The 24,703-nt window shown below is 39.0% G+C and carries 21 protein-coding genes and 1 other RNA gene; 19 read left to right on the forward strand and 3 right to left on the reverse strand.

Features of this window, described 5'->3' with window-relative positions; all coding sequences use genetic code 11:
• Window positions 1–21 precede the first annotated feature (21 nt).
• Window positions 22–1,212, forward strand: coding sequence for an amino acid aminotransferase (locus tag I6F65_RS10630; protein ID WP_024610192.1), 1,191 nt, complete (start codon window positions 22–24; stop codon window positions 1,210–1,212).
• A gap of 82 nt (window positions 1,213–1,294) precedes the next feature.
• Here I6F65_RS10630 and tyrP read toward each other — a convergent pair whose 3' ends face one another.
• The gene (tyrP, locus tag I6F65_RS10635; RefSeq protein ID WP_197112806.1) at window positions 1,295–2,497 is read right to left on the reverse strand and encodes a tyrosine transporter TyrP; all 1,203 of its coding nucleotides are present in this window, start codon (window positions 2,495–2,497) and stop codon (window positions 1,295–1,297) included.
• A 212-nt stretch (window positions 2,498–2,709) separates the two neighbouring features.
• Between tyrP and I6F65_RS10640 the strand changes: the two genes are divergently transcribed.
• Window positions 2,710–3,606: a DMT family transporter gene (locus I6F65_RS10640; protein WP_166114311.1), complete on the forward strand. Its 897-nt coding sequence runs from the start codon at window positions 2,710–2,712 to the stop codon at window positions 3,604–3,606.
• A 13-nt stretch (window positions 3,607–3,619) separates the two neighbouring features.
• Here the strand turns inward: I6F65_RS10640 and I6F65_RS10645 are convergent, their stop codons facing one another.
• The gene (locus I6F65_RS10645; protein WP_197112808.1) at window positions 3,620–4,498 is read right to left on the reverse strand and encodes an OmpA family protein; all 879 of its coding nucleotides are present in this window, start codon (window positions 4,496–4,498) and stop codon (window positions 3,620–3,622) included.
• Window positions 4,499–4,705: 207 nt separating this feature from the next.
• Here I6F65_RS10645 and rnt point away from each other — a divergent pair, with 207 nt between their 5' ends.
• Window positions 4,706–5,404 (forward strand): ribonuclease T, encoded by a 699-nt coding sequence (rnt, locus tag I6F65_RS10650; protein WP_197112810.1) that lies wholly within the window; start codon window positions 4,706–4,708, stop codon window positions 5,402–5,404.
• On the opposite strand, the gene I6F65_RS10655 is transcribed toward rnt, so the two are convergent.
• A complete protein-coding gene (locus tag I6F65_RS10655; protein ID WP_197112812.1) occupies window positions 5,388–7,013 on the reverse strand; it encodes a DUF342 domain-containing protein in 1,626 nt (541 codons plus the stop codon). The genes rnt and I6F65_RS10655 overlap by 17 nt on opposite strands.
• 280 nt (window positions 7,014–7,293) lie before the next feature.
• Between I6F65_RS10655 and ssrA the strand changes: the two genes are divergently transcribed.
• From ssrA to I6F65_RS10735, 16 genes are all read left to right on the forward strand, one after another.
• Window positions 7,294–7,650: a transfer-messenger RNA gene (gene ssrA / locus I6F65_RS10660) on the forward strand.
• Window positions 7,651–7,865: 215 nt separating this feature from the next.
• A complete protein-coding gene (locus I6F65_RS10665) occupies window positions 7,866–9,077 on the forward strand; it encodes an integrase domain-containing protein (protein ID WP_197112814.1) in 1,212 nt (403 codons plus the stop codon).
• Entirely contained in the window at window positions 9,070–10,119 is a 1,050-nt protein-coding gene (locus I6F65_RS10670; RefSeq protein ID WP_197112816.1) for a hypothetical protein, read from the forward strand. Before I6F65_RS10665 ends, I6F65_RS10670 begins: the two co-directional genes overlap by 8 nt.
• A gap of 312 nt (window positions 10,120–10,431) precedes the next feature.
• Window positions 10,432–10,641: an AlpA family transcriptional regulator gene (locus I6F65_RS10675; RefSeq protein WP_165721340.1), complete on the forward strand. Its 210-nt coding sequence runs from the start codon at window positions 10,432–10,434 to the stop codon at window positions 10,639–10,641.
• Window positions 10,638–10,838, forward strand: coding sequence for a hypothetical protein (locus I6F65_RS10680; protein ID WP_165721341.1), 201 nt, complete (start codon window positions 10,638–10,640; stop codon window positions 10,836–10,838). The genes I6F65_RS10675 and I6F65_RS10680 overlap by 4 nt, the downstream gene beginning before the upstream one ends.
• Before the next feature lie 138 nt (window positions 10,839–10,976).
• A complete protein-coding gene (locus I6F65_RS10685) occupies window positions 10,977–11,597 on the forward strand; it encodes an inovirus-type Gp2 protein (protein WP_197112818.1) in 621 nt (206 codons plus the stop codon).
• Window positions 11,598–12,175: 578 nt separating this feature from the next.
• Entirely contained in the window at window positions 12,176–13,099 is a 924-nt protein-coding gene (locus I6F65_RS10690) for a restriction endonuclease (RefSeq protein WP_197112820.1), read from the forward strand.
• A gap of 1 nt (window position 13,100) precedes the next feature.
• On the forward strand, window positions 13,101–15,290 hold the full coding sequence (locus I6F65_RS10695) for a type I restriction-modification system subunit M (RefSeq protein WP_197112822.1): 2,190 nt from the start codon (window positions 13,101–13,103) through the stop codon (window positions 15,288–15,290).
• Window positions 15,290–16,333: a YhcG family protein gene (locus I6F65_RS10700; protein ID WP_197112824.1), complete on the forward strand. Its 1,044-nt coding sequence runs from the start codon at window positions 15,290–15,292 to the stop codon at window positions 16,331–16,333. Before I6F65_RS10695 ends, I6F65_RS10700 begins: the two co-directional genes overlap by 1 nt.
• Window positions 16,326–17,711 carry a restriction endonuclease subunit S gene (locus I6F65_RS10705; protein WP_197112826.1) on the forward strand — a complete coding sequence of 462 codons (1,386 nt, stop codon included), beginning with the start codon at window positions 16,326–16,328 and terminating at the stop codon, window positions 17,709–17,711. Before I6F65_RS10700 ends, I6F65_RS10705 begins: the two co-directional genes overlap by 8 nt.
• Window positions 17,704–18,711, forward strand: coding sequence for a virulence RhuM family protein (locus tag I6F65_RS10710; protein WP_197112828.1), 1,008 nt, complete (start codon window positions 17,704–17,706; stop codon window positions 18,709–18,711). The genes I6F65_RS10705 and I6F65_RS10710 overlap by 8 nt, the downstream gene beginning before the upstream one ends.
• A 115-nt stretch (window positions 18,712–18,826) precedes the next feature.
• A complete protein-coding gene (locus I6F65_RS10715; RefSeq protein ID WP_231613150.1) occupies window positions 18,827–22,051 on the forward strand; it encodes a type I restriction endonuclease subunit R in 3,225 nt (1,074 codons plus the stop codon).
• A 207-nt stretch (window positions 22,052–22,258) separates the two neighbouring features.
• Complete coding sequence (locus I6F65_RS10720) at window positions 22,259–22,738, forward strand: hypothetical protein (RefSeq protein ID WP_166111017.1); 480 nt, start codon at window positions 22,259–22,261, stop codon at window positions 22,736–22,738.
• Window positions 22,731–22,970, forward strand: coding sequence for a hypothetical protein (locus tag I6F65_RS10725; RefSeq protein WP_197112830.1), 240 nt, complete (start codon window positions 22,731–22,733; stop codon window positions 22,968–22,970). Before I6F65_RS10720 ends, I6F65_RS10725 begins: the two co-directional genes overlap by 8 nt.
• Before the next feature lie 276 nt (window positions 22,971–23,246).
• On the forward strand, window positions 23,247–23,816 hold the full coding sequence (locus tag I6F65_RS10730; protein WP_166111023.1) for a hypothetical protein: 570 nt from the start codon (window positions 23,247–23,249) through the stop codon (window positions 23,814–23,816).
• A 159-nt stretch (window positions 23,817–23,975) separates the two neighbouring features.
• Window positions 23,976–24,245, forward strand: a complete 270-nt coding sequence (locus I6F65_RS10735; RefSeq protein WP_166111026.1) for a hypothetical protein — start codon at window positions 23,976–23,978, stop codon at window positions 24,243–24,245.
• The last annotated feature ends 458 nt before the right edge of the window (window positions 24,246–24,703 follow it).

Below are 24,703 nucleotides of genomic sequence, written 5' to 3' on the forward strand. Positions count from 1 at the left end.
AATAACGATAAGAGATAGCCAATGTTCTCAGTATTAAAACCATTACCAACAGATCCTATTCTTGGCCTTATGGCGGCCTATAAACAAGATACCAACCCTAATAAAATTGACTTAGGTGTAGGTGTTTACAAAGATGAGCAAGGCAATACGCCGGTATTAAAATCGGTTAAAAAAGCTGAAGCGTTTCGCCTTGAAAACGAAACTAGCAAATCTTACATTGGTTTAGCGGGTAATTTAGATTATTGTCAAAAAATGGAAAGCCTGTTACTTGGCGAGCATAAAGCATTATTAGCTAATCGAGTGCGTACAGCACAAGCTCCTGGTGGTACTGGTGCACTTCGCGTTGCCGCTGAGTTTATTAAGCGCTGTAATAAAGATGCTACAGTGTGGGTAACTAATCCAACGTGGGCTAATCATATTAGCTTATTTGAAGCTGCTGGCTTAACGGTAAAAGAATACCCATATTACGATTACGAGAATAAAGACTTACTGTTTGACGAAATGATAAACACACTTCAAAAAGTGCCAAAAGGTGATGTGGTTTTACTACATGCGTGTTGTCATAACCCAAGCGGTATGGATTTAAACGAAACACAGTGGAACACAGTTGCTGAACTTGCAAAAGAAGTGGGCTTTACACCACTTGTTGATATTGCATACCAAGGCTTTGGTGCTTCACTTGAAGAAGATGCACGTGGCTTACGTATTTTAGCCGATGCAGTAGAAGAACTCATTATTTGTTCTTCATGCTCTAAAAACTTTGGTTTGTACCGCGAGCGTATTGGTGCATGTTCACTTATTGCAAAAGACAGTGCGACAGCTGATATTTCAAACTCGGTAATGTTAAGTGTTGTACGTAGTATTTACTCAATGCCACCAGCGCATGGTGCAGATATTGTTAATACTATTTTAAGTAGCACTGAGCTTACACAAATGTGGCATTCAGAGCTTGATGAAATGCGTAGTCGCATAAATGGTCTACGTACTTTAATTAAAGAAAGCTTAGCAACTAAAGATATTGCTCAAGACTTCTCATTCATTGAGCGTCAAAATGGTATGTTTTCTTTCTTAGGTATTAATAAAGAGCAAATTGCTCGCCTACAAAAAGAATACGGTATTTATATTGTTGGTTCTAGCCGTGTAAATGTAGCTGGTGTTAGTAAATCAAATATTGAATACTTTTCGAATGCTGTAGCTGACGTTTGTAAATAAACGCAGTTAATAAAAAAACCGCACATCATTAATAATGATGTGCGGTTTTTTTTAGCGAAATTTAAATAAAGAGAAACTACTTCTAACCAATTGCAGGAATAAGCCCAGCCATTTGCATAAACTGCGCAGCAATAATTGTTATACCGCATACAGCGGCTATACCAAGCCCTATATTCCCGCTTTTTACTTTATAACCTGTTTTTTCTGATGAAGCTCGTTGTTTATAAACCATTGCCACAGGTAAGAATATCGCAAGTACTACTAATGCAATTGCAGCGTATCCCAGTGCCATAATAAATCCTTGAGGATAAAATATTGCAAAACCGAGAGGTGGGATAAAGGTAATTAATGCAGTTTTAATACGGTCTGTTTTGTTATCACCTTTTTTAAAGGCATCAGCAAAAAAGTCGAATAAACCCAAACTCACACCTAAAAATGAAGTTGCGAGCGCTAAGTCTGCAAAGAGTTTAACGGCAATTGCCACATTAGGGCTATGAGCAATACTCGCAACACTTGCAACAAATCCACTGAGTCCTTCACTGTTAAGTAAATCCTCTTGGCTCATAACTCCTTGGCTTAATAACTGCCAAAAAATATAAATCACCAATGGTAATGCAGCACCTGCAATCATTACATTACGTAGTACTTTTATTTCAAGACCTACGTACTTAACAATAGAAGGAATAGATCCATGAAAACCAAACGAGGTAAATATAACCGGAATAGCCGAGAGAATTAAACCTTGCTCTACAGGCATTTCTAATAAATGCGTACTTTGCACATACGGCGATAGCATATAAAACAGGCTGCCTAATACAATCATTTTTATAGTAAAAAGCACTCTATTAAATTGATCCACCTTACTTGTGCCAAGTGTTACTACACTCGCAATTACAATTGCTAGTAAAATTGAGCCAAATTGTGGAGCTATACTTACATTAAAGCCAGTATTTATTCTCTCTTGTAGTTGCGCGCCTCCACCTGCAATATAAGCAGCGCATAGAGCATAAAATAAAAATACCATCGAAAAGTTAGCAATATATTGCCCGCGTTTGCCAAGCCATAACTTTGCTAAGGTATTTAAAGTTGCATCGCGTGGTGCATATTGGTGTAGTTCTAACATAAGCAATGCTGTGTAGGTCATTAGCATCCAACTTCCTACAATGAGTATAAGCGCAGTAGTAAAGCCTAAGCCCGCAGAAGCGATTGGAAGTGCCAACATGCCTGCACCAATGGTTGTTCCTGCAACAATTAACATGCTACCTATTGTTTTATTTTTAAGCACTTAATAATCCTGATAAATCGTGAGAGATATGCACGATATAACTAGTTTGCCAAAACTTAAATAGTTTTGTAATAAAATACTGCAATTAAACCGCAGCTTCTAATTTAAAACTGTTTTTTAACATATTAAAAAGTGATTAAGTAAGTATCAATCAGCATTTTAAATGTATAATTTAACATCATTTATTTTAATTACTTAGCAAGGAATGGCGCGTGCCAATTAAAGCATCCTATTTTTTAATGGTTCTTATATGGTCTACTACTCCGCTGGGTATTGTATGGAGTAGTGAAACTGTATCGCCAACGCTTGCTGTATTAATGCGTATGCTGGTGGGATTGTTTTTGGGTGGCTTAATTGTTGCCATTACAAACATTAGAGTACCTTGGAGTAAAAATGCATGCCTACTTTATTTTTATTCGAGTATAGGTATTTTTGGCGGCATGTTACTGAGTTATATGGCAGCTAAAACAGTCCCTTCAGGTATTATTTCGCTTATGTTTGGCTTGGCGCCTATTTTGTCGGGGTTGCTTGCTCAACAGTTATTAAATGAACCTAAATTTAGCCCAATTAAGTTAGCTTCGTTAGCGTGCGCTTTAATCGGCTTATATTTTGTAAGTTATAACCAAGTACAAAACTCACAAACTCAAGGGCTAGGCTTACTGTATGTGTTTATGGCTGTGTGTTTTTTTAGTCTAAGTGGCGTGATGATAAAACGTGTACAAATAGCAATTCATCCTATGGCGACCACATTTGGTGCTTTAGTTTTTGTAACTCCTTTATTTTTTATGGCTTGGTGGTTGCTTGATGGTGAATTACATATAGATAGTTGGAGTGCTAAGTCTTTATGGGCTATTGGTTACTTGGGTATATTTGGGTCGCTAATAGGGGCATTAGCTTACTTTCATGTATTGCAAAACCTAAATGCTAGTACGGTATCGCTTACTACACTTATTACGCCAAGTTTTGCTTTAGGCTTGGGTGCTTGGCTTAATAATGAATCACTTAGTAAGGAGTTAATTATTGGTGCTGTTATTATTTTAATTAGCTTAGGTGTATTTCAATTTGGTGATAAATTTTTTAAGCGAAATAAATTAAACATTAAGGGCTAAATGCCCTTAAGTATTACATTTTAGCTATTTGAATAATTAAACGGCGGTTTTTGTCGCGACCTAAAATATTGTCGTTGGTATCTACAAAGCGTTTTTCGCCTAAACCGGTTGTTTGAACTTTTGCTTCATCTACACCTAAACTCACCATGTAATCTTTTATTGTTTTAGCACGCTTGCGCGAAAGATCTAAGTTATTCCAACGTCCACCGTAGCTATCGGTATATGAATCAATACTAATAGATTCAATGCTCACGTCATTTTTTAAATATTCAGCAATTTTATTTAAACGTTGTTGAGATGACTTAGTTAATTTACTGCTGTTCGATTGATAGTTCATAACAGTAAATGAAATATCTTCGAAGCTGTAGGGGAGTAACTCATCCCGACACTGTAAAAATGCCCAATAAGCTTGTTTAAAATTAACGCTCGATATACCAACGGCAATTTTATCGGCACTGTTTTGCCAGTCTTGATAGTAAAAAGTAGGGTAGTAGCCCTTTTCTAGTTCGGTTAGCATTTCCCAAGCTGTTTTGTTGCCAAGTTCACCGTCAAACTTTTTAAGTAGTTTCATGTTAGCAATATCACGGGCCGGTAAGCCTGCTCGCCAAGACGGTGGAACTGCTTTTAAACCAGCAATAGCGTAATTATCTGGGCGTACAACCATATCTAAATTAAAGGTTAGGTTTTTGTTTTTACTTGCTGAAGCTTTAAAAATGGCTTCGCCGTAATATGGAACTTCATGATTTAATTGGCATTGTAAGCGCGTTGTTTTAACTACTTCCCAATTTGAGTTGTCTTGGTTTGCAGTGTATTGGCGCATAGCAGCGTAGGCACTACTGCTTAACAGTACACCAGTAATACTTAGGCTAATAAATAACGACTTAAATGTCATGGGGTATTCTCCAATAAATCAGGCATGCCAATAATTTGGCAAAATGCAGCGTAATTACTATTAAAAGTAAATTATGCTTAGCTAGCTATGAATGTAAAGCAAATTACATGCCTATAATTTTAGGTGTAATTAATCTTGCAAGCTACTAGCCGAAAGGCCCTCACTTTTGACATAATAGAGGGCTTATACCTACAAACCAAGAATACTATGGCAAATACTGAGCAAACACTTTTCGCAAAACGCTTTCGCGGCTTTTTTCCAGTGGTTATTGATGTTGAAACCGCAGGTTTTAACAAAAACACCGATGCTTTATTAGAAATTGCTGTTTCTGTTTTAAAAATGGATGACGAAGGGTTGCTTAGCATTGATCATACCGTGCATTTTCATGTAGAACCTTTTGAAGGCGCAAACATAGAACAAGCAGCTATAGAGTTTAATGGTATAGACCCATTCTCGCCACTGCGCGGTGCCTTACCTGAAGATGAAGTTATTAAAGATATTTGTAAAGTTGTGCGTAAAGCACAAAAAGCAGCCGGATGTCAGCGCTCTGTAATTGTGGCGCACAATGCCGCATTTGATCATGGCTTTTTAAATGCTGCAATAGAGCGTAATAACATTAAACGCACGCCATTTCATCCATTTGTAAGCTTTGATACAACCACACTTGCAGGGCTCGCGTTAGGGCAAACAGTATTGGCTAAAGCTTGTCGTGCAGCGGGCATTGAATTTGATAATAGCCAAGCTCATTCGGCGCTTTACGATACAGAGCGTACAGCTGAACTTTATTGCTTAATCGTAAATCGTTGGCAGCAACTTGGTGGTTGGCCATTAGCGCCACTAAAAGATAATGACGCAGAGCTAGACGCTGACGATATTAATGGCGACGATGCTAAAACGACTGAGTAATTTTACCTTCACTTAATTTTACTAAATGGGGCGGATAAATACGCGAAAACTGCTTTGATTCTTTCGCTATTTTAAGCTCCACGCCCGGATGCATCTGTTCATTCACTTTTAAACGACTGGTGGCTAATAACTGAGTCATTTTTTGTTTAACCAGTAATTTTTGTTTTTTCACTTGAATTGAACGAGTTTGTATATGGTGCTCATTAGCAATTATTTTATCTAAAAAAAGCTGACGTTGAGCAGGAACTTGTATTTTACTCGCTTTTACTCGCGCAAGTTCTAGGGTGGTAGATTTATTCGCAAGGACTTTTTCAAAATCTGCAATTTGAATTTGTTTTTGACGAAGTTCGTACCAATGCTGAGCCAAAAAAACACGTGTTTTAGTACCAGCAGGAGCACCTAGTTCACCAAGTTCTATATGCATTGCATCTAAAATATTTCCGCCAATAATTTTACCTCGTGGATTATTTGCTTTTCCTACACGTATTAATCGTTTAGCGCTTAAATCACAATGTAGAGATTGGCGCTCTATAAATAAATCTTGTTCTGTTTTTATATTGCAGTACTGAGCATAGCCAATCGAAATTGTACGTTTAGCTGTAATTAGACATGTAAATGCGTCTTCGTTTTCACGCTTGCGACCAATCGCACCTAGCATTATTGTTACCGCACTTTCACTCTCAACAATACCTGATTCAACAAATCCTAAAACGGTAATATCTCCATTTGCCTTAACACGCATACCATCTTTTATATCGCCGCTGATAATTACACTGCCATCAAAATCAACATGACCAGTACTTACATCAACATTATCAAAACATAAAACATCATCAACACGCATACCACGAGGAAGCGCCACGGGCACACCTTTGCAATCAGCAATCAATATACTAGAGTTGTTTGGATCTATTTTAGTGCCTTCAAATGGTTGTAATTGAAGTTCTTTACCTGGGCTTGCAGGAATTAAGTCACCAAATACAGTGTAGCCATCCTCCCCAAGGGTAGCTGCTACTCGTTGCATGAGAGGAGCACCGGGTTTTACTGTGATGATTGCACCAAGGTTTTTCATATCAACCTTGCCGCCTTCTTTAGCTTGAGGGCTGAGTACTCGGTCTTGGGCTGTTGAACACAAACGAACAAATTTGGCATCGCTGCCTTTTTTAGGATTACGCCCATGGGCTATTACAGCACTGTAAGAGCTACCAGCTGGTTGCTCAAATTGTTGCCCTAAAAATGTATCTAGTGCACGAGGGCTAATACCTTTTTTTACACCGGCATGAGCAAGCGCTTTTTGGGCGTCTTCCATTGATAACAAAGCACCACCTTTTGCCGTCGTAATTGTTGCTTGCGCTATCATGTTGTTTTCATCAACATTAATAGTTATTGAAGCTTTAACGGCTTTGGCAACAATTAAAGACTCTTTTTGATAGTTTTTACTCTGAGCAAAAAGCTTTCCAATATTGATTGAAATAACTTCAAATTCACAATAAGGCGATTGTTCTAGTAACTCAATTAATTGTGTACCAGTTACCGGAAAGCCACTATCTACAGGGTGCTGTATTAAAGATAAATCCCCTGAATTCTGATCAAATGAAAAAACCGACATTTATTTATTCCCTACTTAATATGCCTGTTATTATTTTTATATTACCCCTGTTGCTTTAATACAAAAGTTCTACCTACTATTAAAAAAGCAACTCCCTATTTGAGCATAACTACGTTGTTATGTTAAGCAAATGTTGTTTAATTACCTTGCTATTTACAGGTTAATGGACGTTTATTGTCCAGTTGACGTAGATCAGTAAAATAAAAGCGTCTTACCCCTTGAGTATCAGTACTTTACTCGGTTATACTAATTGCACGCTCTGAATGAGTTTACTGATTCAGGGGCTGATTAGGATTCGACGGAATTCAAGACGCCCAAGGTGCATGTCGAGGTGCGGTTTGCCTCGTTAAACAGCCGCAACCTAAAGTAATCGCAAACGACGATAACTACTCTCTAGCAGCTTAGGCTCGCTAGCGCTCCTTCTACGTATTCTTGTGGACTAGATTTTGGAGTGTCACCCTAACACCTGATCGCGACGGAAACCCTGGCCGGGGTTGAAGCGCTAAAACCAAGCGGCCTCGCCTTTACTTACCGTGTTTGTCCGGGACTTAAAGGTTAATTAAATGACAATACTAAGCATGTAGTACCGACGGTCGAGGCTTTTCGGACGGGGGTTCAAATCCCCCCAGCTCCACCAATTTGCTGTTCGATAACATCCGAGCAGATACAGGAAACCCGCTAGCCACATAGGCTAGCGGGTTTTTTATTGCCTGTAATATCCCAAGAGGTTTACCTACATCCAGTATTTTTAGTACCATGGTTAGTACCAAAGCCCTCACTTGTGAAAATGCTGTGGTACTAAAAGTAAGAAAGCCTTGAATTCACAGGGCTAGAGCATGGTATATAAAATAAATGGCCAGAACTGTAAAACCCCTCAACGATACTCAAATTAAACAAGCTAAGCCTAAGGAAAAGGAATACTCACTTTCTGATGGTAGTGGACTTCAGTTATCAATAAGGCCTAATGGTACTAAAAGTTGGTTATTTAAGTACTACAGACCATTTACTAAAAAAAGAACTAACCTCTCTTTTGGGCAGTACCCTCAAATTACCCTTGCCGCTGCTAGAGTAAAAAGAGAAGAGGCTCGCGGGCTTCTTGCTAATGAAATAGACCCAAAAGAGTACAAAGAGCAGCAATATACTCAAGAGACGCAATCACGTTTAAATACTTTAGAGAAAGTAGCGCTCGACTGGTTTGAGCTTAAGAGGAGTACGGTTTCACCTAATTACGCAGAAGATGTGTGGAACTCACTTGAAAGGCATATATTCCCTACTTTAGGCCAACGTCCTTTAAGTGGCCTAACGGCAAAGCTCGCTATCGATACTATTAAGCCTATTTCAGCCAAGGGTGCGCTTGAAACTGTTAAAAGGTTATGCCAGCGTTTAAATGAGATCATGGTCTATGCGGTTAATACAGGAGTCGTAGAGCATAACTCTTTGGCGGGTATTAAAGCTGCGTTTCAAACTCCGATCAAAAAGTCTATGGCCACTATAGGCAGTGAAAGGTTACCTGAGTTTATGGAGGCTCTTTCAAGAGCAAGTATTAAGTTTACAACTCGGTGCTTAATCGAATGGCAACTGCATACAATGGTAAGGCCTAGTGAAGCTGCTATGGCTGAGTGGTCTGAAATAGATTTTGAAAGCAAGGTATGGATATTACCCGCAGAAAAAATGAAAATGTCGAAAAGCCATAAAGTACCGTTAACGCCAAGTACATTACGTATACTAGAATTAATGAAGCCTGTAAGTGGTCATCGCCAGTATATTTTCCCTGCCGACAGAGAACCAAGAAGTCATACTAATCCTCAAACTGCCAATGCTGCAATTAAGCGCATGGGTTTTAAAGGTGAGTTGGTTGCTCATGGTCTCAGATCACTTGCTAGTACAATACTAAATGAAACTAAACAGTTTGATTCAGAATTAATAGAAGTTGCATTGGCTCACCAAGAGAAAAACGAAATTAGGGCTGCGTACAATCGTGCTGAGTACGTTGAAAATCGTAGAGAAGTAATGAGCTGGTGGAGCGATTATATCAATAAAGCTAAGGTGGCAACGAGTGTTTGACAAGCTATCTCAATTCAATGCCCTTGATATTACTACTGCAAGTCTAATTTCAAACGATAAAGAGCTTATTGAGTCAGGCTCTTTGTTGGCTTTTTTAGATAAGGTAAGGTATTCACTATCAGCAATAGAGGATAATACAACCTTAACGACTTTTGATGAGTTGCATATCCTTGGTATTACTCGCGTAGAGATAGAGAAGAAGCTTGATAAACTCTACGATTCTGCTTCCGCTAACGAAGAGTTGAGGCCTTCAGAGCTTTTATCACTAGGAGAGCTTATAGGTGAGCTTAATGCGTTGAACCGTTACTCCAAGAGCTTGTTGTATCATCAAGGGATTGCCTTAAGAAATGAGAAAGTTGCCAAGGTAAGGCAGTTAAAAACTCTAACATATCAACGTGTAGCAAAAGAGCTGTATCAAATAGTAGTCTCGAAGGAGTCTTATAGTACTTTTGATGCTTGGAGTATTATTTCAAGTATAGACCTATTCCTTAGGCAGTACTTAAATGTGAAACTAGTTATATCTGAGCATAAAGCCACACAAAGCTTAGCCAAACATATAGGCTTAAATTTAAGCAAAGGAAAGAGAAGCCAACAGCAGGTAAAGCAACGAGATATTGTATTTAGTTATCTTGAAAAACACTTTACCAGCGATTGTATTAACTTGTATGAGTCGATTCTTAGTAGTGGGTATCAAGACATTACGGGCATAAGTATGCCTCAAGACGATAGACGTCTCATGTTAGCGTACGCTGTAACTGATAAGCTAGTTAAGGAAAAGGCATTTCAAAGCCTGAAAGCCCATATTAGCCTTGACGTGTTAGTTAATAAAATAATAAAAGGCTTAGCCAGGAAATTTCGTATTTCATCGTTTGATGGCTTTAACGAGGCTATTTATATTAGTAAGCTTTATTCAAAAATCCCAAGTTCAGAGCCATTTTACTATCAGAAAGGTAATAGGGCGCACAAAAAACTAGGCTCAATTCAAAGCGGCAAGCTTGATGAGATGATTAGTAACGCTTTTGAAAAGACAGCGTTTATATAATGTTTGATACCTTTGATAATAGCTTATTAAAAATACCACTTCCTCAAATCGTTGATTACATGAATAACGGCTTGAATAGTAATCATCCTTAACAACTCTGCGGCCTAGAACATTAACTTTTTCTAACCCGTTAATACTATTTTACAGTGTTTAATAGGCTTTTTTGGCTCTGATTTAAATGGAGTTTAGCCAATTAAACTCCATTTAATGTGTCTGTTTTATTACTCATAATCCTTCCCGTACTTAAGCGAACGTCTTGGTTCGTTTTAATAACTTATGGGATTTAACCCCCTCAATAATTGGAATGATATTATGAACTTAAACAGCTTGTTAACTGATAGTAAGAGAATTCTTCGCCTTAAAGATGTACAAACTTTAACTGGTTTATCTAGGACAATGATTTACGACTTACAGAGTAAAGGCGAGTTCCCGCAGAGTATCAAGCTCGTACAAAGTGGTCGTGCTATGGGATGGCAATATAGCGATGTTATCAACTGGATTGACTCAAGAGTGCAAGCATGAAGTTTTTGGCTAAACGAGAAATCGAAGTCGCAGATGAAGAGGTGTTTATTTCAAAAGTAGCGATACAAGCTCACTTTGGTATTTCGTCTTATTTAATAGGTCAGCTGGTAAAAGAAGGGACATTATCAGAGCCTGCGAAATTGGCACAAAAAGTCACAGGTTGGCCCTTAAATGAAGTTAAAAAACTAACCTTATAGGTACTATTTAGGACGTCAGGGGATGTTATTTAAACGAAATGACCCTTTTATATAATCATTACTTTCGCACGAGGCTAGTCATAGCATGGCTAGTAGAGTCATTGAACTGCAGGTTATTTATATTATTTAGAGAAAACTATGGCATCACAGTTAGTCGAAGAGTTAAAAGAAAAATATGGCGTAGAAATACATTATCACAAAGTATCAGAAGAGTCTTACGTGGCTTTAGAGGTAATGAATTTCCCAGATGGTTATCATAATGAAATTGTTGAGTCGGCGATTAAGCAGTTAGACATAATGCTATGTTATTTTTCAAAAGTACTGGTTTTAAGGCTGGACTTGAGGTTAAAGAGTTATAGCCAAAACAACAAGGTAATGTCGCAATTTGGTAATTACATGCAGCAAAAAATAAAGAAAACATATGGCAAGGTCGCCTTCATATGGGTAAGAGAGCAAGTTAAAGCTGATCACCAGCATTATCACATAGCTTACTTTTTAAATGGCCACAAAATAGCGCATCCTAGTAAATTAATAGAATTACTTAAAGTAATGTGGAAAAAGGTGGCTTATGGAGGCTCGATTTATGTCCCGACTAACTGTTTTTACCACCTGTACACTAATCAGGGGAGTTGCTACGAAACTTTTAAGGAAACAGTTTACAGACTTAGTTACCTTGCTAAATGCTATTCTAAACGGCGTGTCTCGCAGTCAGTAAAAAACTACTCTTCAAGTAGACTTGAATATATGGAGGGTAGTTAAATGGCTAGGGGTGGTAAAAGAAAAGGAGCTGGTGCGCCAAAGGGTAACAAAAACGCTTATAAGCATGGTGGCAGAGCTAAAGTACTACATGGTGTACCGTTAGACAAAGAGCTGTCTGAATTTGAGTATAAAGCCTTATGCTTAGTCCAGCTGGAAGCACTAAAAAAAATGGATAAAAGGCACGACTGTGAGTTCAGGCTATTAATTTACAAACACCTCAAGAGGTATGGAGGTGCTTTGTCGTTTAAACTCTGAGCTTAAAGGGGGTCTTGCCACACAGCAAAGCAGCTACAGCAGCCCCACTTAAAAAATAGGAACGCAACCGATCAAGCTACCAAATAATCAAACGGTAAGTTTATTATCATTTAAAAACAGTGGCTTATGGGTTTTGTTGATTTTAAGAGTTTAATGCTTAAAAGTGATCGCTCTTTAAACGATCACCTTTGATGCGTAATTTAGTCAATTCACTGATTTTAAAGAGCCTAGGCATGGCTGTTTGCTTTGATAAACGGGTCAGTTTTATATAATATCTTTTACTTAATAACGGATTATAACTACTTCACCAGTAAAGGAATTATATGCGACTCCCTGACTACCAATCTTTCATGACCCCATTACTTGCATGCTTAGCCAATGGTAAAACCGTTAAACTGCGTGATATTGATGCCGATGTTTACTGTAAGCTTGGGCTTAGTGCCGAACAATTAAAGCTCCGCATACCGAGCGGCAAGCAAACCTATGCCTATCATCGTTTGGGGTGGGCTAAAACTTACTTAGTTCAAGCGGGTTTAATAGAGCAGCCTAAAAGGGCTTTTTGTAAAATCACTCAAAAAGGGTTAGCTGCAATAGAGTCAGGCGAGCCAATTAATAACCAATACTTAAGTAAGTTCGATGCTTTTCTCGATTTTAAAACACGCTCTAAAGACGCAAACGAGCCCGCACAAGTAAACACCACCAGCATAGTAAGTAATAACTCAGATAAAACCCCTGAAGAGCTTATAGAAGCCGCAGTAGATACGCTCAATACCAACCTAAGTGACGAAATACTAAAAGCGATATTAGCAGCATCCCCCGTATTTTTTGAAAACCTAGTGGTCGATTTAATGCTCGCTATGGGTTACGGCGGTTCACGCAAAGATGCAGGCCAAGCCACTCAATACACGCAAGATGGTGGTATCGATGGGGTAATCAAAGAAGATAAACTTGGCCTTGAAATGATATACTTGCAAGCCAAGCGTTATACCAATAAAACAGTTGGTCGCCCAGATATACAAGCCTTTGCTGGTGCGCTTGATATGCACCGTGCTAAAAAGGGCGTATTCATTACCACCAGCAGCTTTAGTAAGGATGCCCTCGAATACGTAGGCATGATAGAAAAACGTATAGTGCTGGTGGATGGCGCACAACTAACCGAACTCATGCTTACCCATAACTTAGGCGTAAGCACCAAACACGTATTTGAAGTAAAAGCGCTCGATAGCGATTACTTTATGGAAGATTAAAATGACAACTAATAATAACTTTTCTCAAACCGCTGCTTTTATTTGGTCAGTAGCTGATCTCCTTCGTGGTGACTTTAAACAGTCTCAGTATGGCCGTGTTATTTTACCCTTTACTTTATTACGCCGCCTTGAGTGTGTGCTTGCACCAAGTAAAGATGCTGTAGTAGCCGAGTTTGAGCGGATTAAAGCGTTAAACCTGCCAGAAGATGCACAAGAAAAGCTGTTGATCAGAGCTACAAATGGCTTAACCTTTTTTAATATCTCGCCTATGGATCTAGGAAAAATGGGGCAGGGTGATATTAAAGCCAACCTTGAGCGCTATATTCAATGCTTTTCAGCCGATGCCCGCGAAATATTTGAGCATTTTAAGTTTGATGAATTTATAGGTTTGTTAGACGATGCCAACTTACTCTTTAAAGTAGTTAAAAAGTTCGCAACGACCGACTTAAGCCCACAAGCTATATCAAATCACGATATGGGTTTGGTGTTTGAAGAGCTAAACCCAGAGTCTTATGCTATATGTAAAGCCGATATGCTTATTAAAGGGCAAGACGTAAGCCGTATCAAACTAGGAAATACCTTATCGAATGATCAGCTAGCAGTAGATAAGTTTGATTACATGCTGTCTAACCCGCCATTTGGTGTTGATTGGAAAAAGATTGAAGGCGATATTAAAGACGAACATACCTTAAAAGGTTTTGATGGCCGCTTTGGTGCAGGCTTACCAAGAGTGTCAGACGGTTCGCTATTATTTTTAATGCACCTTATTAGTAAAATGCGCGATGCTTCACCCTCTGCAAATGATTCTAACAGCGGCGGGCGTATTGGTATTATTTTAAATGGTTCACCTTTATTTACGGGCGGTGCAGGCAGTGGCGAAAGCGAAATTCGTCGTTATATTTTAGAGTCTGACTTACTTGAGGCAATTGTAGCCTTACCGACTGATATGTTTTACAACACAGGCATTGCTACTTATGTGTGGGTATTGTCGAACAAAAAAGCGCAGAAGCAAAGCGCTGAGCGTAAAAATAAGGTTCAGCTAATTAATGGCACTAACCTATGCGGTAAAATGCGTAAATCTCTTGGCTCTAAACGAAATATAATGAGTGAAGACGACATAAAACTAATCACTCGTAGCTTTGGTAATTTTGAACAAGTAGAAACAACAACGCTTGAAGAGCTAGGCTTAGCCAAACCAACCGAAGCTAAAAGTAGCCGAGGTCGCCAAGCGGCTAACCCTAAAGCTGATGTAGCAAAAACCTTTACCAGTAAAATATTTAATACCTATGAGTTTGGTTATCGCCGTACCACCATAGAGCGCCCACTTAGGTTGTCAGCTCAAGTAACTGATGAAGCTATTGCATCCCTGCGTTTTGCACCTAAGCCTTACAATGCAGCCATGATGGCACTATATGAAAAATTTGGCACACAGTGGACTACTGACGATCAATATGGCGATTTAAGCGCTGTTGAAGTTGAAGCCAGAGCTATTATTAAAGCGGACTTCCCTGAGTTGAAAGAAAAGCAAATTAAAGATGTACTAGAGCCTAAGCTATGGTTATTCCAAAAAGTCCTTATGGGTAAAGCGCAGCAACTACAAACACAATTAGGTGATACTGCTGGTGGTAAGCAGCTGCAATCAGACGACTTTAACCAGTTTGACATCACCTATACACAAGCGCTTAAAGCCTTAGATATTAAACTCGACAGTAAAGAGAAAAAACAGCTGCTCGATGCCATTACCTTTAAAAATCCAGCAGCAGAGTGCGTGGTTGATAAATTATTCAAAGATGCAGCAAACCCAATGTACGGCGCATTTGAATATCAAGGCAATGTGACAAAGTGGCAAGGTAAAGTTGTTATTTATAAGCAAGATGGCGACCTGTGCGATAACGAAAACGTTCCGTTAAAAGAGGCCTATTTAGATGGCTCAGCTCAGCCAAGTATTAGCACAACCCAAATGGTTGAAAACTACTTTAACCGCGAAGTAGCCCCGCACGTAAGCGATGCATGGATAAACGACACTAAGCGCGACGATAAAGACGGCGAGCTAGGTATAGTTGGCTACGAAATCCCCTTTAACCGCCATTTTTATGAGTACCAACCACCACGCGATTTAACCGAGATTGACGAAGAGCTTGATGCTGTGAGTAGTGACATAATGAAGTTGTTGCAAGAGGTACACTCGTAATGAGCGACAAACACCCAGCATTACTGCAAAGTGCAGAATACAAACAATGGCTAACAGAGCTTAAACAAAAAGTGGCATCAAGCCAGCAAAAAGCCGTTGTTAAAGTGAATACCGAGCTTTTAACTTTGTATTGGCAATTGGGCGAAGAAATAGTTACCCGCCAACAGCAAGCCGCGTGGGGCGATAAGTTATTAGCCCAACTCAGCCAAGATTTAATGGCCGAATTTCCACAAATGAAAGGCTTTTCACAGCGCAATCTAAAATACATTCGCCAGTGGTATCAATTTTTCTCCAGCGATGCAATTGGGCAACAGCTTGTTGCCCAATTAGTGCAAATCCCTTGGGGTCACAATATTCAAATTATCAGTAAGTGCAAAACCACTGACGAGGCGGCCTATTATGTTAGCAACACATTAGCGCATGGCTGGAGCCGTAATGTTTTGGTGCACCAAATTGAAAGTGGCTTGTGGCAACGCGACGGCCAAGCCTTGCACAACTTTGAGCAGCGTTTACCTGCCGCGCAATCTGAGCTGGCAATTCAAACCTTAAAAGACCCGTACATTTTTGACTTTTTAAGCCTCGCCAAAAATCATTCAGAGCGTGAATTAGAGCAAGGGCTGGTAAAACATATTACCCAATTTTTGCTCGAACTAGGCGCAGGCTTTGCCTATATCGGCAAGCAATATCCGTTGCAAGTGGGCGAGCGTGACTTTTATATCGACCTACTGTTTTATCATGTGCATTTACATTGCTATATAGTGATTGAATTAAAATTAGGCGACTTTGAGCCAGAGCACGCAGGCAAGCTTAATTTTTATATTAAAGCGGTTGATGAACAACTGGCTAAAGCAGGCGATGCGCCCACCATTGGCCTGTTACTGTGCAAAACGAAAGATAAGTTAGTGGCCGAATACGCCCTTAGCGGCATGGACAAACCCATGGGCATTGCCGAGTATCGCTTAACTCAACAACTCCCCGATTCATTGAAAAATGAATTGCCCAGTGTCGAAGTATTAGCACAATTAGGGAACGATCATGAGTGAGTTAAAAGCTAGTAAGTATCAGGAGTATCCAGAGTATAAGGGTTCGAATATCGATTGGTTAGATGCTATTCCAGAACACTGGACGACAAGTAAGCTCCGTTACACATTTAGTTTTGGAAAAGGACTAACTATAACTAAGGAAAACCTTGGAGATACAGGGATTCCTTGTGTTAATTATGGTGAAGTTCACTCTAAATATGGCTTTGAAGTTAATCCACAAAAACACCCTTTGAAGTGTGTAGATGAGGAGTATCTTAAAACATCACCTTATGCGCTGCTAGGAAATGGAGATATTGTATTTGCTGATACTTCAGAAGATATTGATGGCTCTGGAAACTTTACGCAGCTGGTTTCAGATGAGCAGATATTTGCTGGTTACCATACTATTATAGCGCGTCCATTTGATAGAGAGTGCAGTAGATTTTATGCATACTTACTCGATTCTAAAGAGCTAAGAACACAAATCCGACATGCTGTAAAAGGGGTTAAGGTATTTAGCATTACTCAAGCAATATTGCGTGGGGTTAATATTTGGTTACCTCCAATAGACGAGCGGACTCAAATCGCCAATTTCCTCGATCACGAAACCGCTAAAATCGATACCTTGATTGAAAAGCAGCAGCAACTGATTAAGTTACTAAAAGAAAAGCGCCAAGCGGTGATTAGCCATGCAGTGACTAAAGGCCTAAATCCAAATGCCCCAATGAAAGATTCAGGTGTGGAGTGGTTGGGGGAGGTGCCGGAGCATTGGGATGTTAAAAGAAATAAACACTTAATGGAATTTGTTACGAGTGGTTCTCGTGGTTGGGCTGAGTATTATTCTGATGATGGGCCGTTATTTTTTAGAATTACTAATTTAACCAGAGATACCGTTGAACCTAAATTAGAATCAATCCAGAATGTAAAGCCTCCAGCTGGATCTGAAGGTGAACGTTCTAAAATTCGGTCAGGTGATTTGTTAATATCAATTACTGCTGATTTAGGTTCTGTTTGTGTTGCTGATGACTCTGTTGTGGGTGGTTTTGTAAGCCAGCATGTTTCTCTATGTCGACCAAATTCATTAGTTATATCCTCAAGATGGCTTGCATACTTTATTCTCTCTGATGCTGCTAAAGAGCAGTTCATTGGCTCAGGGTACGGTGGTACAAAAATACAACTTAGTTTGGAAGATATTCGAGAGTTAAACATTGCTTATCCTCCTGTAAGTGAACAAGGAGAAATTGCTTTATACATTGATACAAAGCTTGAAAAATTTGCGTTGTTAATGAATCGAGCAGAGTCACAGGTAAACTTATTACAAGAACGCCGCACCGCCCTAATCTCAGCCGCTGTCACAGGCAAAATTGACGTACGGAACTGGGAGCAGCCTAATGACTAACAAAGTTACGCCACCACTCGGGCAGTTCATTTTGTTCGAAACAGATGAAGGCCAAACTAAGGTTGAGTGCCGTTTTGAAACAGAAACGCTATGGTTAACCCAAGCTGATTTATGCCTGTTGTATGGCAAGTCAAAAGCGACTATCAGCGAACACATAACCAATATATTTAACGAGCAGGAATTGGATGGAAATGCAGCTGTTCGGTTATTCCGAACAACTGCAGAAGATGGCAAAAACTACAATACTAAGCACTATAATTTGCAGTTAATTATTGCGGTTGGTTACCGCGTACGTTCTAAGCAGGGTACAAAGTTTCGCCAATGGGCAACAAGAACATTACAAGAGTACCTAACTAAAGGCTTTGTAATGGATGACGAGCGTCTTAAAAACCCAGATAACATGCAGTACTTTGACGAACTATTAAATCGCATACGTGATATACGCTCGTCAGAGAAGATATTTTGGCGCAAGGTATGCGACATATACGCCACCAGCATTGATTACGACGGCAAAGCACAAACCAGTGTTGATTTTTTTGCTAAAGTTCAAAACAAAATGCATTGGGCGGCTCATGGTAATACCGCTGCAGAGCTGGTGTTTAAACGTATTGATGCCGACAAACCTCATTTAGGCTTAACTAGCTTTGCAGGCACAGAGCCAACCCGCAAAGAGGTGGTTACAGGCAAAAACTATTTAGACGAGAAAGAACTCGATACTTTAAATAGATTGGTTAACTCCTACTTAGAATTTGCAGAGCTGCAAGCGCGTAATGGTAAGTTAATGAAAATGGCAGACTGGGCGAGCAAGCTTGATGACTTTTTACGCTTAAGTGACTATGAAGTGCTTAACCATGCTGGCAATATTTCACAGGCACAAGCCACTGAAAAAGCAAAACAAGAATACGATAAATACCGCAGAGTAATCGATGCACAGCCATCCAAGGTTGATTTAGATTTAGCTAATGCACTCAAGCAGCTGCAGGATAAACCGAATAGTTAACGTTAATTGATTTCAGGTTAAAAACCCAACACGTTAAATAAGTCACGTATAAGGAATAATAAAAGTGATAGATACAACGTAAGAACGTATTTTTCAAGACGACATAATTAGCCAAATGGTAGCCAATGGTTGGGTTGAAGGCACAGGTGCAGGCTACAATTGCGAAACCGCTTTGTATGAACAAGATGCACTGGCCTTTGTTAAAAACACCCAACCAAAAGAGTGGCAAAAGCTGTGTAAGGTGTTCCCCAATGAGCCTGAACGCCACTTTTTAGAAGCGCTGGTGGCACAACTTAAAAAAGCCGATATAAACGCCACAGATAAAGCATCACGCACGTATGGGGTATTAGGTGTATTGCGCCATGGTTTAAAAATTCGTAATGCGCGGTTTGAGCTATGCCAATTTAAACCAGAGCATAACCTAAACCCCGAAACCCTAGCACGTTATGAGCAAAACACCTGCCGTATAGTGCAAGAGTTGGTGTATAGCCCGTATGCCAATGCTGAGCACTTAGCTGCAACAGGCAGCAAAGCCAAGAGCTGGCGCATAGATTTAGTATTGTTTGTAAATGGCTTACCCGTATCAACCCTTGAGCTTAAATCAGAATTTAAGCAAGCGGTTGAAAATGCAATTAAGCAATACAAACAAACCCGCTTACCTAAAGACCCTGCGACTAAAAAGTCAGAACCACTACTTACCTTTAAGCGTGGTGCATTAGTACACTTTGCTGTAAGCCAGTACGAAGTGTATATGACCACTAAGCTTGCTGGTGATGACACCTTCTTTTTACCCTTTAACAAAGGTACAAGCGAAGGTGGTGCAGGTAATGATGTACCTGAAGATACTAGCCGTTATGCAACCGATTACTTGTGGAATGAAGTATTAGTGCCTAAAAATCTGCTTAATATTTTAGGCAGCTTTGTACACTTACAAATAGAAGACAAGGAAGATTGGGAAGGACGTAAATACAAAAAAGAAACGCTTATTTTCCCGCGCTATCATCAGTGGGATGTAGTAAGTAAGCTGATTAATGCGGCAATAGAAGAGGGCACAGGTAACAAGTACTTGGTTCAACATAGTGCGGGCTCAGGTAAATCAAACTCTATTGCATGGACAGCCCACCAGCTTTCTACTCTGTATGACGAGCAAGGTAATAAACAATTTCATTCAGTGATTGTTGTAACAGATAGAACAGTACTTGATGATCAGCTGCAAGATACTATTTATCAGTTTGAGCATGCAGACGGTGTAGTAGGGCGTATTAATAATAAAGAGGGTGATGGTTCTAAATCAGAAAAGCTTGCTAGTGCACTTGAAAACGCTCAACCTATTATTATTGTAACCATTCAAACCTTCCCGTTTGTATTACGTGCTATAGAGAACAGTACTAGCTTAAAAGAGCGCAGCTATGCGGTTATTGCCGATGAAGCTCATTCATCACAAAGTGGCTCTACAGCTCGCCAGTTAAAAGAAGTATTAATGACTGAAGAGACTGATGACGACATTGAGTTGTCGTCAGAGGATATACTCGATGCCACTGTTGCAGCCCGCCGTGGTAGTGCGAACCTTAACTACTATGCGTTTACCGCCACACCTAAAGCCAAAACAATAGAGCTATTTGGTCGGTTACCTAATCCAGAACTACCTCCATCAAAACAAAATAAGCCAGTGGCGTATCACATTTATTCAATGCGCCAAGCAATAGAGGAAGGTTTTATATTAGATGTACTTAAAAATTACACTAACTATAAGGTGATGTACCAACTTGCTCAAAAAATAGAAGCGGCAGATGAAGAGGTTGATAGCAAAAAGGCAGCGGTAAAGCTTAACCAATGGGTGCGTCTACACGACCATAATATATCGCAAAAAGTTAAAGTGATTATTGAACACTTTAAAGATAATGTAATGGGTTTATTAGGCGGACAAGCTAAAGCAATGGTAGTAACTGGCTCACGTAAAGAGGCTGTACGTTATAAGCTAGCATTTGATAAATACGTGGCAGAGGCGCTTGCAGAGCAAAAAACAGGTTACTCGACAATACGCGCTATGGTGGCATTTTCAGGCGAAGTTGAGTTTACTAAAAGCGACCCTGACAGCGCTGCATTTTTAGATAAAAAGTTTACTGAAAAAAATATGAACCCTGATCTTAAAGGCCGCGATATGCGCAAAGCCTTTGATAGTGACGATTATCAAGTAATGCTGGTGGCTAATAAGTTTCAAACGGGGTTCGACCAACCAAAGCTATGCGCTATGTATGTAGATAAAAAGCTAGGTGGCGTTGAGTGTGTACAAACCCTGTCGCGATTAAATCGTACTTACCCAAGTAAAGCTGAAACTGGCACGTTTGTATTGGACTTCTTTAATGCCCCTGAAGACATACTAGAGGCATTTCAGCCTTACTACCAAACCGCAGAGCTTGCTGATGTTACTGACCCTCAGATTGTTTTTGATTTGTTTGAGAAGCTGCGTGCTAGCGGTATATTTTTGTGGTCTGAGGTTGAGCAATTTTGTGCAGCCTTCTTTACCAAGAACAAGTCAAACGCGGCTATCAGTAATATTATTCACCCCGCTAAAGAGCGTTGGCAAAAGCGTTATGCATCTGCAATTGAGGCGTATATAAAAGCGAAAGAAATGTTTGAACGCACCAAAAAGACTGAAGACGCTGTATTAATAGCTAACGCAGAAACAAGCTTTAAAGAGTGCAAACAAGAAAAAGACCGCCTAGAGATATTCAAAAAGGATTTAGGCAGCTTTACCCGCTTTTACGAGTTTATGTCACAGCTGGTGGAGTACGATGATAAAGAGCTTGAAAAGCTAAGCTTATTTGCTCGCCACTTGCGCCCACTGTTACGTGAAAAAGTAGTGACTGAAGATGAGCTTGATTTAGACAACGTAGTAATGAGCCATTACCGTCTATCAAAAATACGCCAGCAAGATATACAGCTAAAAGAAGACGAGCCTGATTACAAGCTAGAGCCAAGTAATGATGTGGGTAGTGCTAAAGCGAAGGATAAAAAAGAAGCGTTTTTATCACAAATAATCGACAAGCTTAATGAGGTTTTCATCACTGATAACCTAACTAATAAAGACATGCTTAACTATGCCTTTACAGTGCGCGATAAACTAAGCGAAAACGCCTCTGTAATGAGCCAGATTGCAAACAACAGCCCAGAGCAAGCTATGCTAGGTGATTTCCCTCAAGCAATGGACGACGCCATTTTAGGAAGCAGTGACGCACATCAAGAACAAATGATGCAGCTACTGTCAGACCCCGCAAGAAACCAACACTTTCAGCGAGTGATATTTGACATGTTGAGTGGGTTAAATAGTAGAAAGTGATTTTCTGTATTTAGCTAAGAAAGCTGAATTATTTAAAGAAAGGTTTAATGCTAAAAATATTTTAGAACACTTCATTATCAAAGTACTTAACTGGATAAACCAATAGTGGGCTTTAGTCTAGAAATAAACTATACAACACAAACCCCGTATTGTATAAATGCTGTGCAACTAGATCAAACATGACTATTCAGAATAAGGGAATTAATTATGATTACATTGGAGCAAGTTATAATCAGTCGGGGCGATATTGAAAAAATTTATCGCGCAGAAAAAAAACTGACGCTTTGGCGAGGGCTTCATAACTCTGAGGTCGACAATAAGCTTAATCCTTTATACCCCGATTTTTACAGTAAGCAGCTGCCTAATGGCGATATTAGAGCACCTGATGTTACTATTATTAAAGAGGGAGTGAAGGAAGTAGTACTTTCAGAGGAAGGGGTAGGCACATCTCTGGTAGACAAAGAAGGTATTTTTGGCTACAAAAACTGGGAGTACTTTGTAATCCCTAAAGGAACCCATATTCCCTCAGAATTAATCATTACCAAAGATCATTATATGGCAAGGAAAAAGTGTTGGCATTACTCAATATCTCCGAACTTTGAAATGCCGTTAGATAGATTCATCGAAGCTCTTGATAAGTTGGCATATAACGCCGGAATTAAAATAAAAGGAGCAAAGCATGCCTAGCATTGAGACAAGAACTCTATCTGTCTGCATCCAAGCTTTACAGGCTGCAATTAAGCATAATGATTTTTTATCTCAATCTGAGACCGTAGATAAAGATGACTATGAAGAAAGTTCGTACATGTATGAATTGGAGTTAGTGAAATTAATAAAATTGTATAAAAAAGCAGAAGAAAATGGAGTTCCAATTCCACTAAAAGATCTGCTCAAACCTCCTTTCGAAGAACTTGGCTAAAAATGATAGGGTAAGCTCAGCATATTTTGTGGCTTACTCGCTCTTTCTAAATATGCTACCAATGATATAAATTGGCAACAGTAGCCATAATCGAGTGATAACTTGGTATTTAGTAGCAATAAAGCTATTTGTGGCAAAGTTAAAAACTTTTCTCTAACAATGCTTGGAAATGAGCGAGAAGCATTTTGCTACGGGGAATGGGACGCTTTAAGTGTAAAAAATGCACTTATTCAAACAACAATGCATGCAGAGTAAGATCATGAGATTTTAATAGTCATGAAAGTATACAGAATAAACAATAAGAATGACCAAGGGGACATATTAGATTTTGACCCTTATTCAATGTATCAATCATTAAAAGGCTATACAGACATTGCTGAGGCAGAGTTTATGGTTAAAATTTTTGATTTACATGCAAATAATGATTCTATTCTTAATATATGGCCAGATGTTATGCCTATTAAGCCGTTATCTATTGATTATGATAAAGTTGATATTTATATCCAAGGTGGCTTTTTATTATTATCTAAGGAAGCTTATGATTACCTATATCACTTTTTAGATGCATATGGCGAGTTCCTTAAAATAGACGTAAACGGCTCAGAAATGGTACTTTTTAACTTGCGTGTTTTTGCGCAAGAAGATCTTGATAAATGTATAGAGGACTACTCTAAAGGGTTGAGAAGTGGCTTTAAAAGCTTTGCATTTATTGATTCAGATATAGATAGTAAATTGCTATTTAAATCTAAGTTGTTAGATGGGATAGGGCTATTTTGTGGTGAAGAATTTAAGCAATTAGTTGAAGTGAAAAGTTTAAATGGTATTGAGTTTAATGAAATTAATTAGCTTAGTATTTCACTTAATTGTTTGAGCTCGATTTTGAGCATAATAATTATGATTGGCAGTAGTTTTATATTCTAAGTATGAGCTAGTTAGTTTTTCATATTTGAATACTTAGCTAAAAGAGCCGAAGTGTTCAGAGGACAATTTAAATCGAGAGTATTAATGAAAAGCATCAATTGGTTTACTGATGAACCTTCAGAGATAGGTCTTTATTTTGTGGCTGTAAAATATGGTGAAGGGGCTGGGACATTCGATTTTATAGAGTGGGATGGCAATAAATGGCTAACTAAATATGAAGGTAACGTTATTGCATACACTACACTGGAAGGTTTAATAAGAGATAGTAATATAGAATGGCCAGAAGAAACTAAAAAAGTAGAGCTGAAAAAAGACCCAAATATAGATGCTGATAATCTATGGGAAGACATGTAGGACAAAAAGTTATAAAAGTTTTATTAAACGAATTTAGCGTAAAGATTCGAATGTGATATTAGCTTTTAGTACCACAGTTAGTACCTGCCGTTGCAGTTGTTGATATTAAAGCTCTTTTAAAACAGCGCTTTACACTCCCTGTTAAGACTCCCCCAGCTCCACCAATAAAGGTTTTTAGACTCGTTATCTTAAAACCATAATAAACCCGTTTATTTGATAACTCAGATAAACGGGTTTTTTTATGAAAACGGTTTAAACTGTCGTTTTACTATACAAAACACACTTTTAGATGCTAGCTTAGAGTTGTTATAAAATATCAACTTCAGGTGAATAAGTATAAATAATGCCTAAATACACCCGCCTTTTACTCTTACCAATAAAATACTAACTTTAGTTGCCAAAATCACTGTACCACTACAGACTACTTTTACACGTGGCTCTAATAAGCCATTCCATTC

It is taken from the genome of Pseudoalteromonas sp. SWXJZ94C, assembly GCF_015864385.1.
Taxonomy (GTDB): Bacteria; Pseudomonadota; Gammaproteobacteria; order Enterobacterales; family Alteromonadaceae; genus Pseudoalteromonas.

Bases quoted from the DNA above. Each gene is read 5' to 3' on its own strand.
- I6F65_RS10710 (WP_197112828.1), top strand. From the start codon at position 17,704: ATGACTAACAAAGTTACGCCACCACTCGGGCAGTTCATTTTGTTCGAA.
- I6F65_RS10630 (WP_024610192.1), top strand. From the start codon at position 22: ATGTTCTCAGTATTAAAACCATTACCAACAGATCCTATTCTTGGCCTT.
- I6F65_RS10655 (WP_197112812.1), bottom strand. From the start codon at position 7,013: ATGTCGGTTTTTTCATTTGATCAGAATTCAGGGGATTTATCTTTAATA.
- I6F65_RS10690 (WP_197112820.1), top strand. From the start codon at position 12,176: ATGCGACTCCCTGACTACCAATCTTTCATGACCCCATTACTTGCATGC.
- I6F65_RS10715 (WP_231613150.1), top strand. From the start codon at position 18,827: ATGGTAGCCAATGGTTGGGTTGAAGGCACAGGTGCAGGCTACAATTGC.
- I6F65_RS10700 (WP_197112824.1), top strand. From the start codon at position 15,290: ATGAGCGACAAACACCCAGCATTACTGCAAAGTGCAGAATACAAACAA.
- I6F65_RS10695 (WP_197112822.1), top strand. From the start codon at position 13,101: ATGACAACTAATAATAACTTTTCTCAAACCGCTGCTTTTATTTGGTCA.
- I6F65_RS10685 (WP_197112818.1), top strand. From the start codon at position 10,977: ATGGCATCACAGTTAGTCGAAGAGTTAAAAGAAAAATATGGCGTAGAA.
- I6F65_RS10725 (WP_197112830.1), top strand. From the start codon at position 22,731: ATGCCTAGCATTGAGACAAGAACTCTATCTGTCTGCATCCAAGCTTTA.
- I6F65_RS10645 (WP_197112808.1), bottom strand. From the start codon at position 4,498: ATGACATTTAAGTCGTTATTTATTAGCCTAAGTATTACTGGTGTACTG.
- I6F65_RS10730 (WP_166111023.1), top strand. From the start codon at position 23,247: ATGAAAGTATACAGAATAAACAATAAGAATGACCAAGGGGACATATTA.
- I6F65_RS10735 (WP_166111026.1), top strand. From the start codon at position 23,976: ATGAAAAGCATCAATTGGTTTACTGATGAACCTTCAGAGATAGGTCTT.
- I6F65_RS10720 (WP_166111017.1), top strand. From the start codon at position 22,259: ATGATTACATTGGAGCAAGTTATAATCAGTCGGGGCGATATTGAAAAA.
- I6F65_RS10675 (WP_165721340.1), top strand. From the start codon at position 10,432: ATGAACTTAAACAGCTTGTTAACTGATAGTAAGAGAATTCTTCGCCTT.
- I6F65_RS10705 (WP_197112826.1), top strand. From the start codon at position 16,326: ATGAGTGAGTTAAAAGCTAGTAAGTATCAGGAGTATCCAGAGTATAAG.
- I6F65_RS10680 (WP_165721341.1), top strand. From the start codon at position 10,638: ATGAAGTTTTTGGCTAAACGAGAAATCGAAGTCGCAGATGAAGAGGTG.
- I6F65_RS10665 (WP_197112814.1), top strand. From the start codon at position 7,866: ATGGCCAGAACTGTAAAACCCCTCAACGATACTCAAATTAAACAAGCT.
- rnt (WP_197112810.1), top strand. From the start codon at position 4,706: ATGGCAAATACTGAGCAAACACTTTTCGCAAAACGCTTTCGCGGCTTT.